This is a genomic window from Amycolatopsis sp. CA-128772 (assembly GCF_002904295.1).
Lineage (GTDB): Bacteria > Actinomycetota > Actinomycetes > Mycobacteriales > Pseudonocardiaceae > Amycolatopsis.
Genome location: NZ_PPHG01000082.1, coordinates 34,304 through 50,258, shown reverse-complemented (window position 1 = coordinate 50,258; position 15,955 = coordinate 34,304). Strand labels below are relative to the sequence as shown.

The window sequence follows — 15,955 nt, the reverse complement described above, 5'->3', positions numbered from 1 at the left end:
CTTCGTCACTCTTCTGGACTGAGGGGAGCCCGGTATGCGACGACGCATCCGCGCCCTGACCGTAACGGCACTGGGGGCCCTCGTGGCCGGGCTCACCCAGGTCGCCGTGACCGCGCCGGCCGCGGAGGCGGCCCTGTCACCCGACGACTACTGCGGCGGGCAGTGCAATGACATCCTGCCGCCCGGCGAGCAGGGCAGCGCCACCCTCGCGGAAATCCTGGCGCACAAGCTGCTCGGCACCCGCCCGGCGCACTCGGCCGACCAGCTCGGCAAGTACGCCTCGCTGGCCGGCGGCTACAAGACGCTGACCACCGGTGCGATCAGCCAGTACTTCAACGACGCCTCCTTCGGCGTCCCGGCCGGCCAGGTGGCGAGCACGTCGAAACCGCGGGCGGACGTCACGATCGTGCGGGACAAGGCGCTCGGCGTCCCGCACATCACCGGCACCACCCGCGCCGGCACCGAGTTCGGCGCCGGGTACGCGGCCGCGCAGGACCGGTTGTGGCTGATGGACGTGCTGCGGCACGCCGCCCGCGGGCAGGTCACCTCGTTCGCCGGCGGCGCCGAGGCCAACCGCGAGCTCGAGCAGCAGTTCTTCGCGAACGCGCCGTACACCGAGGCCGAGCTGCAGGCGCAGATCGACCGCACGGCCGCCGGCGGCCCGCGTGGCGCGCAGGGCCTCGCCGACGCGCAGGCCTACGTGGACGGCATCAACAAGTACATCTCCGACTCCTACAACGGCCGGTACTTCCCGGGCGAGTACGTGCTGACCGGGCACGTCGACTCGATCACCAACGCCGGGTCGATCGACCCGTTCAAGCTGACCGACCTGGTCGCGCTGGCCTCGCTGATCGGCGCCGAGTTCGGCGCGGGCGGCGGCGGCGAGGTCCAGAACGCCATCGCGAAGCTCGCCATGCAGGAGAAGTACGGCGTCGTGCAGGGCGAGAAGGTGTGGCAGAGCCTGCGCTCGGAGGACGACCCCGAGGCGGTCAAGACGCTGCACGACGGGCAGACCTTCCCGTACGGCAAGACGCCGGCCAACGCGACCGGCCGGGCCATGCCGGACAAGAACTCGGTGACGCCGCAGCCGCTGGTGTTCGACCAGACCGGCTCGGCCGCCTCCGCGACGCCGTCCACTGTGGACGTCGCCGCGCCCGCCGAGCTGGCGCCCGCCCGCGGGATGTTCGAGAACGGCGTGCTGCCGGCGAACATGCTGAGCGAGAAGCACGGCATGTCCAACGCGCTGCTCGTCTCCGGCGCGAAGACCGCCAGCGGCCACCCGGTCGCCGTGTTCGGCCCGCAGACCGGCTACTTCGCCCCGCAGCTGCTCCTGCTCCAGGAACTGCAGGGCCCGGGCATCAGCTCGCGCGGCGCGGCTTTCGCCGGGCTGAGCATGTACACGCTGCTGGGCCGCGGCCAGGACTACTCGTGGAGCGCGACGACGTCGGCGCAGGACATCGTCGACACCTACGCGCTGCAGCTGTGCGACCCGAACGGCGGCACCCCGACGAAGGCCTCGAACTACTACACCTACCAGGGCAAGTGCGTCCCGATGGAGACCGTCGAGGTCAAGAACGCCTGGAAGCCGACGGTGGCCGACGGGACGGCGGCGGGTTCGTACACCCTGCGCAGCTACCGGACCAAGTACGGGCCGGTGCAGAGCCGGGCGACCGTCGGCGGCAAGCCGGTGGCGTACGCGGCGCTGCGCTCGTCCTACTTCCACGAGGTCGACTCGCTGATCGGCTTCCAGGAGCTGAACGACCCGACCTTCGTCAAGTCCGCGGCGGACTTCCAGCGGGCCGCGGCCGACATCAACTTCACGTTCAACTGGTTCTACGCCGACTCGAAGGACATCGCGTACTTCAACTCCGGCGCCAACCCGGCCCGGCAGTCCGATGTGGACCCGAACATGCCGGTGTGGGGCGACCAGGGCCACGACTGGGTGGGCTGGAACCCGGCGGGCAACGTCGCGACCTACACGCCGGCGTCGCAGCACCCGCAGTCGGTCAACCAGGACTACTACGTCAGCTGGAACAACGCGCAGGCCAACGGCTACGCCGCGGCCGGGGCGGACAAGTCGGCCGTGCACCGCGTCGACCTGCTCGACTCTCGGGTGAAGCAGCTGATCTCCAGCGGCACCAAGGTCACCCGGGTCAACCTGACCCAGGCGATGGCGGACGCCGCGCTGGCCGACCTGCGGGCCGAGCGCGTCCTGCCGCTGCTGCTGCAGGTGCTCGACAAGACACCGACCACGGGTGCGGCGGCGGACGCCGAGGCGAAGCTCAAGACGTGGCTCTCGAACGGCCACCTGCGCAAGGAAACTTCGCCCGGCAGCAAGGCGTACGCGGACGCCGACGCGATCCGCATCTTCGACGCCTGGTGGCCGCTGCTGGTGCAGGCCGAGTTCAAGCCCGGCATGGGCGACGCCGCCTACAACGCGATGACCGGCGTGCTGGGCATCAACGAGAGCCCGTCCGGCTGGCAGAACGGCAACGGCCAGCACACCGGCCAGCCGCACAAGGGCTCCTCGTTCCAGTACGGCTGGTGGGGTTACGTCAGCAAGGACATCCGGCAGGTGCTCGGCCAGCCGGTGGCCGGCCCGCTCGCGGCGACGTTCTGCGGCGGCGGCGACGCCACCGCGTGCCGCCAGGCGCTGGTCGACTCGCTGACCACGGCCGCCGGCCAGTCCGCGAACACCGTCTACCCCGGTGACGCGAACTGCTCGGCCGGCGACCAGTGGTGCGCCGATTCGATCATCCACAACCCGCTCGGCGGCATCACGCAGGACAAGATCAGCTGGCAGAACCGCCCGACGTTCCAGCAGGTCGTCGAGTACGCCGCGCACCGCGGGGACAACGTCGCGAACCTGGCGGCGACGAAGACGGTCAGCGCCACCAGCGCCGAGACCGGCTTCTTCAACGCGCCGGCGTCGAACGCGATCGACGGGAACGCCTCGACCCGGTGGGCCAGCGACTGGAGCGACGACCAGGCGATCACCGTCGACCTCGGTTCGGTCCAGCAGGTCTCGCGGGTGATGCTGAACTGGGAGTCGGCGTACGGCAGGAGCTACCGGATCCAGCTCTCGCCGGACGCGGTCCACTGGACGGACGCGGCCGTGGTCACCGACGGCGACGGCGGCCAGGACAACCTGGCGTTCGCCGCCACCCCGGCCCGGTTCGTCAAGATGCAGGGCGTCCAGCGCGGAACGAAGTACGGCTACTCGCTGTACGAGTTCGAGGTGTACGTGCACTGAGCCTGGCCGGGGCACTCGCGGACGCGTGAGTGCCCCGGCCTCCCCTTATCGTGAGGCGCATGGACGACTGGACGCCTCGCACCAAGGCCATCGCCGCCGGCCGGCCGGCCGGACCCGGTGAGCCGCTGAACACCCCGCTCGTCGCCACCAGCACCTACCAGGCCGGTGGCGATTTCGTGTACGCCCGCGGGGACGGGACGCCGACCTGGCACGCCCTCGAGGAAGCCGTCGGGGCGCTCGAAGGCGGGGAGGCGACGGCGTTCGCGTCCGGGGTGGCCACCCTGTCCGCCGTCCTGGACCTGCTGCCGGTCGGGTCGCGGGTCGTCGTGCCGACGTTCAGCTACGCCGTGACGCGCGGGGTGCTGGCCCACGCGCAGAAGCTCGGCAAGCTCGCCGTCACCGAGCTGGAGCCGACCGACACCGCCGCCTGGGTCGCCGAGGCGGCGACGTCCGACCTGGTCTGGCTGGAGTCACCGACCAACCCGACCCTCGACGTGATGGCGATCGAGCCGATCGCCGCCGCCGCGCGCGGCCGGGTCGTCGTCGACAACACCTTCGCGACGCCGTTGCAGCAGCGGCCGCTCGAACTGGGCGCCGACGTCGTCGTGCACAGCGCGACCAAGGCCATCGGCGGGCACAGCGACCTGCTGCTGGGCATCACCGTGGCCAAGGACCCGGCCGTCGCGGCCGAGCTGCGCGGCGCGCGGACGCGGGTCGGGTCGACGCCCGGCGCGCTCGAAGCGTGGCTCGCCCTCCGGGGGCTGCGGACCATGCCGGTCCGGCTCGCGGAGCAGTCCCGCACCGCCGCGCTGCTGGCCGCGCGGCTCGGCGAGCACCCCGCGGTGCGGCGCGTGCGCTACCCGGGCTTCGGGATGATGGTCGCCTTCGACCTGGCGGACGCCGAGACGGCGGACCGGTTCTGCGCCTCGGTCCGGCTGATCCGCTCGGCCACCAGCCTCGGCGGCGTGGAGAGCCTGGTCGAGCGGCGGGCGTGGCTGGCCGGCGAGGAGCGCGTCCCGCCCGGGCTGATCCGGTTCAGCGTCGGTCTCGAGGACCCCGATGACCTGTGGCGCGACCTGGCGTTCGCCCTCTCGGAGTAACGCGGACGGGTGAATCGTCGATAGTCGCGACATCGCAGGTCAACCGCCGTTGGGAGTCATCGTGGGTAGAACGCTGAGCCGGGTCGCGGGGATCGTGTCCGCGGGTGCGCTGATCACCTTCGCCGCCGCGCCGGCCGCCCTGGCGCAGGAGACGGACACGTCCGCCCCGGTGACGACCACGACCACGACGACCACGTCGGAATCCGCGACCACGACCGCGCCGGCCACCACGACCACGTCGAGCACGGCGCCGGCCACGACCACGAAGACCACCGCGCCGGCGACCTCCGGCGTCACGACGACCACGGCCCGGACCACCACTTCGGCGCCGGAGACCAGCGAACCGCCGAAGGACGACTACCAGGACAACGTCGGACACGGCTTCGTCGGCCTCGGCGGCGAAGGCGTCCTGGTCATCGCGTGCGCGGCCGGCCGGCCGGGTGCCGTCGCGACCCAGTACCTGAGCGTCACCGGCGGCCCGGACCAGGACGAGGCTGACGGCCGCCTGTGGAACTACTCCGTGCGCGTGGTCGACGCCCCGGCCGGCACGACCACCGCCAAGTTCAGCTGGACCTGCGCCGGCGTCGAGGGCAACGGCACGGTCGACTTCGAGCAGGAGCGGCCGCCGGTGACGACCACGGCCACCAGCAGCAGCAGCGCGGTCCCGTCGAGCACCGCGCCGAGCACCACGGCGACCTCCAGCACGGCACCCGCCGGCAACTCCGCCCCGAAAGCCCAGGTCAAGGTCGCGCCCAAGGGCGGGGTCGAGACGGGCTTCGGCGGCACGGCCCGGTGAGCGTCCGCCGGGCGGGGGCGGCGGCCCTCGCCCTCGTCCTGACGCTGGCCGCCTGCAGCACGCCGGAGCAGCCGAAGGCCGCGCCGCCGGTGCCGTCCTCGGTGCCGGTGACCGTGCCGTTCAAGGGCCTGCGGCCGACGTCGGTGAAGATCCCGAAGATCGGCGCCGAGTCCAGCCTGCTCGCGGTGGCGGTCAAGACCGACGGCACGATCTCCGTCCCGTCGGTGCACACGCCGATGCAGGCCGCCTGGTACAAGCTCTCACCGGTGCCCGGGGACGTCGGCCCGGCGATCGTGCTCGGGCACGTCGACGGCGACAAGAAACCCGGCATCTTCTACAAGCTCAAGGACCTCGCGCCCGGCGACGAGGTCGACGTCGACCGCAGCGACGGGAAGAAGCTGAAGTTCGTCGTCGACCGGGTCACGCAGGTCCCGAAGGACACGTTCCCGCGCGACGCCGTGTACGGCAACAGCGACAAGCCGGAACTGCGGCTGATCACCTGCGGTGGCGCGTTCGACCACGCCGAACACAGCTACAAGGACAACATCGTCGTCTACGCGAACCTAGCCAACGCCTGAGCCGGGGTACGGGAAGTCCTTCGGCGGGACCGCGGCCGGGTCGACCCACTTGCGCATGCCGGCGTCGCAGGCGGCGTACCCCCAGTTGATCAGCTGCTCCTGCACGTTCTCGGGGGTCCTGCACAGGCGCGTCTTCGTCTCGGCCAGCGCGTGCGTCCGCGCGACCGGCGCGGGCAGCGCGTCCGGCAGCTCGAAGTTCTCGATGTCGCTGTAGGTCGCCCAGTACGTCCCGGCGAACTGGTGGTCCTTGAACGCCTTCAGCAGCGAGCCGGTGCGAAGGCTTCGGACCTGGTTGTCCATCACGGTCAGCACGCGCAGCAGCTGCAGCGGCCAGCTGCGGTGCGGGTTCTCCTCGGTCTTCATCTTCTTGCCCGCGTCGCTGACCAGCACGACGGCGTGCTGGTTCTCGATCGGGTCGAGGCCCAGGTTGTCGTACACGCCCGCGTCGCTGAGCACGATCTTGCGCCCGGACCCGAGCGGGTCGGGGACCACGACCGGGGACAGCATCGGCGGGAAGGCCGAGGAGGCGGCGACCGCGGTGGCCAGCCGCACCCGCCCGTTCGGGCCGGCCTCCCGGGAGAACCACCACAGCGTGCCGTCCTGCAGGTTGGTCGCGGTGAACACGAACCGGGGGCCGGCCGGGTCGAGGTCGGCGAGGCAGCAGTCGCCGAAGAGGTGCTTCGCGTAGCGCAGCGCCAGTTCCTCGCCCGCGCTGCGCCACGGGATGCACATCGCCTTCAGCGTGACCGGGATGTCGAGGGTGGTGCGGGCCAGCTTCCGGAGCGGCTGCACGACCTCCTTGCCGAAGTTCTCCGCGACACCGTCCTCGCCGAACCACAGCTTGCTCCACGCGTGCGCCAGCACGCCCGCGGCGATCGAACCGCCGGACACGCCGGAGACGGTGGTCAGCTTCGGCAGCCAGCCGAGTTCGTTCAGCCGCCAGAGGGCGCCGGCGTGGAAGAGCATCGCCCGGTAGCCGCCGCCGGACAGGGCCAGGCCGACGCCGGCCCGTTTCGTGGAATCCATGGCCACCCCCAACTCGTGCGAGTGTAAGGGGAGTCGCGGGCCGTGCGGCCGCCGTTACCGCAGCAAGGGCGCCAGGAGCGGGCGTTGCCCGGACGGGACGTATTCGGCGTAGTTGTCGTACAACGCCTGCTTGGCGAGCCGGGCCGCGCCGCTGCCGTCGGCCGCGCGGATCGCGTCGAGCACCTCGGCGTGGTGCGCGAGCCAGGCGCGCATCAGCGACGTCCGGTTGCTGGCGTGCTCGAGCTTGTCCTCGATCAGTTCCAGCACGACCCCGCGCACGACTTCTTCGCTGACCACCAGCAGCGGGTTGCGGGAGATGCGTGCGATCACCTCGTGGAAGGCGACGTCGGCGCGGCTGAACTCGGCGTACCCGCGTGAAACGCCTTCGCGCATCGACTCCAGGGCCGCGTCGAGGCCGGTCAGGTCGGCTTCGGTGCGGAGCTCGGCGGCGAGCAGGTGCGCCGAGCCGTCGAGGATCATCCGGAACTGCAGGAGTTCGGCGAGCCCGACGTGTTCGGCGCGGGCGAGCCGGTGCATCGAGCGGTGCAACGCGGCGGGGGAGGCGGCCAGCACCTCGGGGCCACGCGGGTCGCCGGGCCGCGACCGGATCATCTCGGCCGCCTGCAGCACGCGCAGGGCCTCGCGGACGGTGGAGCGGCCGACGCCGAACTGCGTCATCAGCTCGCGCTCGCTCGGCAGGCGTTCGCCCGGCTTGAGCGCGCCGCTGACCACGGCCTGCTCGATCTGCTCGACGACCCGCTCGTACGCGCGGACCGGAGCCACCGGTTCGAACCGCATCCCTTGACCTCGTCGTCCGCTCGGTGCAGGCTACTGGTCAGACCAGTGTACTTACCTGGAGGCCGAATGAAAGCCCGGATTCCCGCGGTGGCAGCGGCGCTGCTGCTCGTGGTGACCGGCTGCTCGGCCGGCTCGTCGGCGAGCGTTTCCGCAGGTCCGGGTACGCTTTCTGTCGGCTTCACGGCCGAACCGGCGAACTTCGACTTCACCCGCACCGACGGCGCCGCGATTCCGCAGGCGCTGCTCTACAACGTCTACGAGGGCCTGGTGCGGCTCGACGCGCAGGGCCGGGTGGTGCCGCTGCTCGCGCAGTCGTGGACGATCAGCCCGGACCGGCGCACGTACGACTTCCGGCTGCGGCAGGGCGTCAAGTTCAGCAACGGCGCGCCCTTCACCGCCGAGGACGTCAGGTTCTCGCTGCTGCGCGTGAAGACGGACTGGACGATCTCGATCAAGTCCACAATGGACGTCGTCGACCACGTCGACGTCGTCGCGCCGGACCACGCGCGGGTCGTGCTGGCCAAGCCGTCCAACGGCTGGCTGTTCAGCCTGACCAGCCGGCTCGGCGCGATGTTCAGCCCGACCGGCGTCACCGACCTGGCGAACAAGCCGGTCGGCACCGGGCCCTACGTCGTGGCGGCGCGCAAGCGCGGCGACTCCGTGGTGCTGAAGGCGAACCCCGCGTACTGGGGCCGGAAGCCGGCGTACCCGACGGTCGTCCTCAAGTACATCAAGGACCCGACGGCCCTGAACAACGCCTTGTTCAGCAACGGCATCGACGTCATCTCCGCGGTCACCGCGCCCGACTCGATCCCGCAGTTCCAGGCCGACGACCGGTTCCAGGTCGTCCAGGGCACCTCGAACAGCGAGGTCACGCTGGCCATGAACAACGCGCGCGCCCCGCTGAACGACGTCCGCGTACGCCAGGCGCTGACGTACGCGATCGACCGGAAGGCGTTGCTGGACACGGCGTGGGCCGGCCGCGGGACGTTGATCGGCAGCATGGTCCCGCCGACCGACCCCTGGTACGAGGACCTTTCGAACGTCCACCCCTTCGACCCCGGGCGGGCCGAGGCGTTGCTGTCGGAGTCCGGCGCGACGAACCTGAACCTGCGGCTGCGGATCCCGAACCTGCCGTACGCGGTGTCGGCCGCGCAGGTCGTCCAGTCGCAGCTGGCCGACGTCGGCGTGCGGACCACGATCGAGCCGCTCGACTTCCCGGCGGTCTGGCTCAAGCAGGTGTTCACCGACCACGACTACGACCTGTCGATCATCCAGCACGTCGAGGCCCGCGACATCACGACGTTCGGGAAGCCGAAGTACTACTGGGGCTACGACAGCAAGCGGGTCCAGCAGCTGCTCGCCGAGGCCGACAGCGGGACGCCGGAGCAGCAGGTCGCGGAAATGAAGCAGGTGGCGCGGCAGCTGAACACCGACGCCGCCGCGGACTGGCTGTTCCTGTTCCCCAACGTGATCGTCGCGAAGGCCAAGGTCGGCGGGTTCGTGCCGAACCAGGTCAGCGAGTCGTTCGACCTCACCGGGCTGGCGCCGCGATGACGGCCAGGGTGCTGCGCCGGGTGGCGATCTTCGTGGTCAGCGTGCTGGCCGCGTCGATCGTGGTGTTCCTCTTCATGGCCGTGCTGCCGGGCGATCCGGCGCAGGTCGCGCTCGGCGTCAACGCGACGCCGGAGCTGCTGGCCAAGACGCGCGCGGAATTCGGCATCGACCGCCCGCTGGTCACGCAGTACTCCGACTGGATCTCCGGCGTGCTGCACGGCGACTTCGGCCGCTCGTACGTGACGCGGGACGCGATCGGCCCGCAGCTGCTCGACCGCCTCGGCGTCACGCTGTGGCTGGTCGGCGCGGGCATGCTGGTGGCGCTGGTGATCGCCGTGCCGGCCGGGACGTTCGCCGCGGTCAAGCACCGGAAAGCGGCGGGCGCCGGTGTGTCCGGGCTGTCGCAGATCGGCGTCGCGATCCCCGCGTTCCTCGCCGGGATCATCCTGGTGCAGATCTTCGCGGTCCAGCTGCGCTGGCTGCCCTCGGGCGGGTGGACGCCGCCGGACCAGGACTTCGGCGAGTTCGTGCGCGGGCTCGTGCTCCCGGCGTTGTCCCTAGGCTTGGTGCAGGGCGCGGTGCTCACGCGTTACGTGCGGTCGGCGGTGCTCGACACGCTCGGCCAGGACTACCTGCGCACCGCGCGGGCGAAGGGGCTGCGGCCGGGACAGGCGCTGGTGCGGCACGGCTTGCGCAACGCGTCGGTGCCCGTGGTGACGGTGCTGGGCCTGCAGCTGGCGACGCTGCTGATCGGCGCGGTCGTCGTCGAGCGCGTGTTCGTGCTGCCGGGGCTCGGCTCGATGCTGCTGGACGCCGTCGGGTCCCGCGATCTGCTGACCGTGCAGGGGATCGTGCTGGTCCTGGTGGCCGGCGTGCTGCTGGTCAACTTCGTCGTCGACGTCCTGTACACCGTGCTCGACCCGAGATTGCGGGGTTCGTGATGCGCACTCTGGTGCTGGGCGGGATCCTCGTCGGCCTGGTCGTGCTGGCCGCCGCGCTGTCGTTCCTGTGGACGCCGTTCGACCCGGTGAAGGTGGACGCGACCCACCGGCTGCTCGGCTTCGGCGCGTCCCACTGGTTCGGGACCGACAAGTTCGGGCGGGACCTGCTGAGCCAGCTCATGGTCGGTGCCCGCACCACGCTGTACGTCGGGGTCGTCGCCGTCGGCATCGCCGCGGTGATCGGCACGCCGCTGGGGATACTGGCCGGGATGTCGCCGCGGTGGCTGGGCGAGTTCGTCATGCGGGTCAACGACCTCGTGCTCGCGTTCCCGGCGCTGCTGCTGGCCATCATGTTCGGCGCGGTGTTCGGCGCGGACACGCTGACCGCGATGGTCGCGATCGGCATCGCCACCATCCCGTCGTTCGCGCGGATCGCCCGGTCCGGGACGCTGCAGGTGATGAGCACCGAGTTCGTGCTCGCCGCGCGCGCCGGCGGCCGGTCTCGCCTGAACATCGCGCTGCGGCACGTGCTGCCGAACATCTCCGGCCTGCTGATCGTGCAGGCGTCGGTGTCGTTCGCGATCGCCGTGCTCGCCGAGGCGGCGCTGTCGTTCCTTGGCTTCGGCACGCGGCCGCCGACGCCGTCGTGGGGCCGGATGCTGCAGGAATCCCAGGAACTGCTGACCGTGCAGCCGCGGCTGGCGCTGGTGCCGGGCATCGCGATCGCCGTCGCCGTCCTCGGCTTCAACCTCCTCGGCGACGGCCTGCGCGACCGGCTGGACCCCCGATTGGCGGCCCGCGTATGACGCTTTCGGTACGCGGCCTCAGCGTTTCTTCGCTGGTCCGGGACGTTTCCTTCGAGATCGGCGCGGGCGAGCGCGTCGGCCTGATCGGCGAGTCCGGGTCCGGGAAGTCGTTGACCGCGCTGGCGATCATGGGCCTGCTGCCCGAGGAGCTGCGCGCGTCCGGCTCGGTTTCCCTGCACGGCCGCGAGCTGCTCGGAATGTCCGAAAAGGACCTGTCCCGGCTGCGCGGCGACGAGCTGGCCATGGTGTTCCAGGAGCCGATGACGGCGTTGAACCCGGCCATGCGCGTCGGCCGCCAGGTCACCGAGCCGGGCCGGATCCACGGCCGCCGCCACCGCGCCGAGGACCTCCTGGCGTCCGTCGGCCTCGCGGGAACGGCCCGTGCCTACCCGCACCAGCTGTCCGGCGGCCAGCGGCAGCGGGTCGTCCTGGCGATGGCGCTGGCCAACGAGCCGTCCCTGCTGATCTGCGACGAGCCGACGACCGCGCTCGACGTCACCGTGCAGGCTCAGATCCTTTCGCTGATCAAGACGTCGCTGCCCGCCGAGAGCGCGTTGCTGTTCATCACGCACGACCTCGCCGTCGTGGCTTCGGTGTGCGAGCGCGTCCTGGTGATGCTCGACGGCGAGATCGTCGAAGCGGGCTCCACGCGCGAAGTGCTGACGCAGCCGAAGCACGAGTACACGCGCAAGCTGCTGGCCGCCTCGGACCTGGAGGCCCGGCGATGATGCTCGAAGTCCGCGACCTCGAACGCCGGTACGCCCGGCGGGACGTGCACGCGCTGCGCGGAGTCAGCTTCGACGTCGAGGCGGGGCAGCGGTTCGGCATCGTCGGCGAGTCCGGTTCGGGCAAGTCGACGCTGGTCCGGCTGCTGGCCGCGCTCGACAAGCCGACCGCCGGCACGGTCTCGTTCCAGGGCCGCCGCATCGACGACCTGCCGGAACGCAAGCTCGGCTTCCTGCGCTCGGAGCTGCAGATCGTCTTCCAGGACCCGATGGGCTCGCTCGACCCGCGCATGCGCGTGCGGGACATCATCGCCGAACCGCTCGGCCGCCGGGAGCCCGATCGCGTCGCCGAGCTGCTGGCCGCCGTCGGCCTGCCCGCCGACGCGGCCCAGCGGTACCCGCACCAGTTCTCCGGCGGCCAGCGGCAGCGGATCTCGATCGCCCGCGCGCTGGCGCCGAACCCGAGCGTGCTGATCGCCGACGAACCGGTCAGCGCGCTCGACGTCTCCGTGCGCGGCCAGATCCTCGACCTGCTCGCGTCGCTGGTCGAGCAGTTCGCGTTGACGCTGGTCTTCGTCTCGCACGACCTCGGCGTGGTCCGGCACGTGTGCGACCGGGTCGCGGTGATGCGCCGCGGCGAGATCGTCGAGCTCGGCGACGTTGCCCAGGTCTACGGGTCGCCGCGGCACGAGTACACGCGGGAACTGCTGGCCGCCGCGCCGGACCTGCGCGCGGAACTGGCCCGGCTGAGCGGAGGTGACGATGGCTGAGTACCCGGACGGCCTGCCGGTCGGCGGCGGCTGGATGTCCACTGTGGATACCGAAGAAATCGTTTTCCCCTACGACGGGAGCGTCATCGGCCACGCGCCGGTCGGTACGCCCGAGCTGGCTGCTCGCGCGGTCGACGAGGCGGTCGCCGTTGCGCGCGAAGTGGCTTCGCTGCCTTCATGGACTCGGCGTGCGTTGCTGAACGACGTCGCCGCTGCGGTGCGTTCACGTCGCTCCGAATTCGAGGACCTGCTCGTGCTGGAGACCGGCAAGCCGCTGGTCGACTGCCGCGTCGAGGTCGCGCGCACCATCGTCACCTGGGAAGCCGCGGCCGAAGAGGTGTCGCGGCTGCACGGCGAGACCGTCCCGCTCGACCTGCTGCCCTCGGGTGACGGCCTGGTCGGGTTCTGGAAGCGCAAGCCGATCGGCGTCGTCGTCGGCATCGCGGGCTTCAACTACCCGCTGCTGCTGGCCTCGCACAAGATCGCGCCCGCGATCGCTGCCGGCTGCCCGGTGATCGTCAAGCCGGCGCCGCAGACGCCGCTGGCCACGCTGTGGCTGGTGCACCTGGTCCGGTCGGTGGCGCCGATCGCGGCGATGGTCCAGCTGGTCACCGGCGACGCCGCCGTGGGCGCGGCCCTGACGACGGACCGCCGGATCGGCGCGGTGTCGTTCACCGGCTCGGCCGCGGTCGGGCACCGGATCGCCCGCGACGCGGCGCCCACGAAGACGTTGCTGGAGCTGGGTTCGAACGCGGCCCTGGTCGTCGCCGGCGACGCCGACCTGGACGCCGCCGTGGACGCCGTGCTGCGCGGCGGGTTCTACGCGTCCGGCCAGGCGTGCATCTCGGTGCAGCGGGTGCTGGTCGTCGCGTCGGTGGCCGCGGAGTTCACCGAACGGCTGCTGGCCCGGCTCGACGAGGTCGTCGCCGGCGATCCACGCGACGAGGAGACGCGGGTGTCCGCGCTGATCGACCCGGCTTCGACCGAGCGCGTCGCCGCGTGGATCGAGAAGGCCGGCGCCCGTCAGGTCGGCGGCGGCGTCGACGGCACGGTGCTGCGGCCGGCCGTCCTGCTCGACGTCCCGGACGGCGTCGAAGCGTGGGACGAGGAGATCTTCGGCCCGGTCGTCTGCGTGCGCACGGTGTCCGATGTGGACGAAGCCTTCGCGGCGGTGAACGCGTCCCGCTACGGCCTCCACGCCAGCGTCTACAGCACGTCCCTGAACACGGCGTTCCGCGCGCTCGACGAGCTGGAGGTCGGCGGGGTCGTCGTCAACGAGGTGCCCGGCTTCCGCTCGGACACCATGCCCTACGGCGGGGTGAAGGACTCCGGCATCGGCCGCGAAGGGCCGCGGTTCGCCGTCGAAGAGCTGACCGTGACGAGGATGGCGGTGCTGCGCCCGTGACCTATTCGACGTTGTTCCGGCTGGACGGACGGCGGGCCGTCGTGCTCGGCGCGGGCGGCATCGGCCGCGAAGCCGCGCGGGCGCTGGCCGCGCACGGCGCCGACGTCGTGTGCGCCGACCGCGACCTCGAAGCCGCCCGCGAGGCCGGCGTCGGCGAAGCTTACGAGCTCGACCTCCTCGCCCCGGGCGCCGCCGACCGGGCCGCGGCCGACCTCGGCCCGCTCGACGTCGTGGTGCTGACCGCGGCGACGAACGTCCGCAAGCGGCTGCTCGACTACACGCGCGAGGAGTTCGACCGGGTCGTCGCGCTGAACCTCGGCGTGACGTTCGAGGTCGTCCGCGCCTTCGGCGCCGGGATGGTCGCGCGCGGGCGGGGGAGCATCATCGGGTTCTCGTCGATCCGCGGCACGACCGTCGAGCCGGGACAGGGGCCGTACGCGGCGACGAAAGCCGGGCTCGTCCAGCTGTTCCGGACCGCGGCCGCGGAATTCGGGCCGGCCGGCGTCCGGGTCAACGCGATCGCGCCCGGCGTCGTCGAGACCCCGCTGACCGCGCAGATCAAGGCGAACCCGGAGTGGTACGAGGCGTATGCGGCGAAGGGCGCGTTGGGACGCTGGGCGCGTCCGGACGAGCTCGCCGGCGCGGTCGTGTACCTCGCTTCGGACGCTTCGTCGTTCGTGACCGGCTCAGTGCTCGCCGTGGACGGTGGCTGGACCGCCGTCGACGGCCGCTTCGAACCGCCTGCCTCGTGAAGGAGCGCTCATGACCGAGCTGCCCGACCTGACCGCCGTCGAGCTCGTCACGCAGTACCGCGCGAAGACGCTCTCGCCGGTCGAGGTGACCGAAGCCGTTCTCGCACGCATCGACGCGCGAGAGCCGGAGCTGCACGCGTTGTACGCGTACGACCCTTCAAGCGCTCTCGATGCCGCGAAGGCGTCCGAAGCACGCTGGGCGTCGGGCGAACCGCTGGGCGTGATCGACGGCGTGCCTTTGACGCTGAAGGAGAACATCGCGACCCGCGGCACGCCGGTCCCGCTGGGCACCGCGGCCACGGCGCTCACCCCGGCGCCGGACGACGCCCCGGCGGCCGCCCGGGTCCGCGAGGCCGGCGGTGTCCTGCTGGCCAAGACGACCATGCCGGACTACGGGATGCTGACGTCCGGGCTGTCGAGCTTCCACCCCACGGCCCGCAACCCGTGGCAGCTCGCGGCCACGCCCGGCGGCTCGAGCGCGGGGGCCGGCGCGGCGGCCGCGGCGGGATACGGCCCGCTGCACGTCGGCACGGACATCGGCGGCTCGATCCGGCTGCCCGCGGGGTGGTGCGGCCTGGTCGGGCTGAAGCCGAGCTTCGGGCGGGTGCCGGTGAACCCGCCGTTCCTCGGCCGCGTCGCCGGCCCGATGACCCGCACGGTCGCGGACACGGCGTTGCTGATGGGCGTGCTCTCGCGCCCGGACGAGCGTGACCACCTGTGCCTGCCGCCGTCGGAGCTCGACTGGTCGTCCCTGGACCGTTCGCCGGCCGGGCTGCGCGTCGGGCTGCAGCTGGAATCCGGGCCGGGACTGCCGGTGGACCCGGTGATCCGCGACGCCGTCACCGCGGCCGCCCGCGCCTTCGAAGCCGCGGGCGCGGTCGTCGAGCCGGTCGAGCCGTTCCTGGCCCGGTCCATGCTCGAGGGCCTGGACGTGTTCTGGCGGACGCGGGCGTGGTCGGACATGGCGGGCCTGCCGCCCGAGCGCCGCGCGAAGGTCCTGCCGTACATCGCGGACTGGGCGGCGGGCGGCGCGGACGCGTCCGGCGTGGACGTCTACCGCGGCTTCGCCCAGATCGACGCGATGAGCGTGGCGGCCTTGCGCGCGACCTCGGCGTTCGACGTCGTGCTGTCCCCGGTCGCGCCGGTCGCGGCGCCGCCCGCGGAGTGGGCGTCCCCGACGAACGACCCGGCCCGCCCGTTCGAGCACATCGCGTTCACCGTGCCGTACAACATGTCCGGCCAGCCCGCGGTCTCGCTGAACTGCGGCTACACCGACGACGGCCGCCCGATCGGCCTCCAGATCGCCGGCCGCCGCTTCGACGACCTCGGCGTCCTGCGGGTGGCCGCGGCGTACGAGCGGCTCCGGCCGCCGCAGCGCCCCTGGCCGATCGGATAGGGAAGAAGTTCCGCTCCCGCGGCGAAGTGGTGGTGAAGCTGCCGCCGACGGG

14 protein-coding genes are annotated in these 15,955 nt (G+C 71.9%); 12 read left to right on the top strand and 2 right to left on the bottom strand.

What is annotated here, in order from left to right:
- Window positions 1–34 precede the first annotated feature (34 nt).
- From C2L59_RS34705 to C2L59_RS34690, 4 genes are all read left to right on the top strand, one after another.
- The gene (locus C2L59_RS34705; protein WP_199199399.1) at window positions 35–3,253 is read left to right on the top strand and encodes a penicillin acylase family protein; all 3,219 of its coding nucleotides are present in this window, start codon (window positions 35–37) and stop codon (window positions 3,251–3,253) included.
- 59 nt (window positions 3,254–3,312) lie between these two features.
- A complete protein-coding gene (locus C2L59_RS34700) occupies window positions 3,313–4,353 on the top strand; it encodes a PLP-dependent aspartate aminotransferase family protein (RefSeq protein ID WP_103353772.1) in 1,041 nt (346 codons plus the stop codon).
- 61 nt (window positions 4,354–4,414) lie between these two features.
- A complete protein-coding gene (locus tag C2L59_RS34695; protein ID WP_233223839.1) occupies window positions 4,415–5,149 on the top strand; it encodes a hypothetical protein in 735 nt (244 codons plus the stop codon).
- On the top strand, window positions 5,146–5,727 hold the full coding sequence (locus tag C2L59_RS34690) for a class F sortase (RefSeq protein ID WP_103353771.1): 582 nt from the start codon (window positions 5,146–5,148) through the stop codon (window positions 5,725–5,727). Before C2L59_RS34695 ends, C2L59_RS34690 begins: the two co-directional genes overlap by 4 nt.
- Here C2L59_RS34690 and C2L59_RS34685 read toward each other — a convergent pair.
- Both C2L59_RS34685 and C2L59_RS34680 read right to left on the bottom strand, forming a co-directional pair.
- Complete coding sequence (locus tag C2L59_RS34685) at window positions 5,713–6,753, bottom strand: patatin-like phospholipase family protein (RefSeq protein WP_103353770.1); 1,041 nt, start codon at window positions 6,751–6,753, stop codon at window positions 5,713–5,715. The genes C2L59_RS34690 and C2L59_RS34685 overlap by 15 nt on opposite strands.
- A 54-nt stretch (window positions 6,754–6,807) precedes the next feature.
- Window positions 6,808–7,551 carry a FadR/GntR family transcriptional regulator gene (locus tag C2L59_RS34680; RefSeq protein ID WP_103353769.1) on the bottom strand — a complete coding sequence of 248 codons (744 nt, stop codon included), beginning with the start codon at window positions 7,549–7,551 and terminating at the stop codon, window positions 6,808–6,810.
- 66 nt (window positions 7,552–7,617) lie between these two features.
- On the opposite strand from C2L59_RS34680, the gene C2L59_RS34675 reads away from it, so the two are divergent.
- The 8 genes from C2L59_RS34675 to C2L59_RS34640 are packed head-to-tail and all read left to right on the top strand — an operon-like array spanning window position 7,618 to window position 15,903.
- Entirely contained in the window at window positions 7,618–9,108 is a 1,491-nt protein-coding gene (locus C2L59_RS34675) for an ABC transporter substrate-binding protein (RefSeq protein WP_199199398.1), read from the top strand.
- A complete protein-coding gene (locus C2L59_RS34670) occupies window positions 9,105–10,049 on the top strand; it encodes an ABC transporter permease (RefSeq protein WP_103353768.1) in 945 nt (314 codons plus the stop codon). Before C2L59_RS34675 ends, C2L59_RS34670 begins: the two co-directional genes overlap by 4 nt.
- Entirely contained in the window at window positions 10,049–10,855 is an 807-nt protein-coding gene (locus C2L59_RS34665; protein ID WP_199199397.1) for an ABC transporter permease, read from the top strand. Before C2L59_RS34670 ends, C2L59_RS34665 begins: the two co-directional genes overlap by 1 nt.
- Complete coding sequence (locus C2L59_RS34660) at window positions 10,852–11,583, top strand: ABC transporter ATP-binding protein (protein WP_103353766.1); 732 nt, start codon at window positions 10,852–10,854, stop codon at window positions 11,581–11,583. Before C2L59_RS34665 ends, C2L59_RS34660 begins: the two co-directional genes overlap by 4 nt.
- The gene (locus C2L59_RS34655; RefSeq protein WP_103353765.1) at window positions 11,580–12,350 is read left to right on the top strand and encodes an ABC transporter ATP-binding protein; all 771 of its coding nucleotides are present in this window, start codon (window positions 11,580–11,582) and stop codon (window positions 12,348–12,350) included. The genes C2L59_RS34660 and C2L59_RS34655 overlap by 4 nt, the downstream gene beginning before the upstream one ends.
- Window positions 12,343–13,755, top strand: coding sequence for an aldehyde dehydrogenase family protein (locus tag C2L59_RS34650; RefSeq protein ID WP_103353764.1), 1,413 nt, complete (start codon window positions 12,343–12,345; stop codon window positions 13,753–13,755). Before C2L59_RS34655 ends, C2L59_RS34650 begins: the two co-directional genes overlap by 8 nt.
- Window positions 13,752–14,507 carry an SDR family NAD(P)-dependent oxidoreductase gene (locus C2L59_RS34645; RefSeq protein WP_103353763.1) on the top strand — a complete coding sequence of 252 codons (756 nt, stop codon included), beginning with the start codon at window positions 13,752–13,754 and terminating at the stop codon, window positions 14,505–14,507. The genes C2L59_RS34650 and C2L59_RS34645 overlap by 4 nt, the downstream gene beginning before the upstream one ends.
- 10 nt (window positions 14,508–14,517) lie before the next feature.
- The gene (locus tag C2L59_RS34640) at window positions 14,518–15,903 is read left to right on the top strand and encodes an amidase (RefSeq protein WP_103353762.1); all 1,386 of its coding nucleotides are present in this window, start codon (window positions 14,518–14,520) and stop codon (window positions 15,901–15,903) included.
- Window positions 15,904–15,955: the final 52 nt, after the last annotated feature.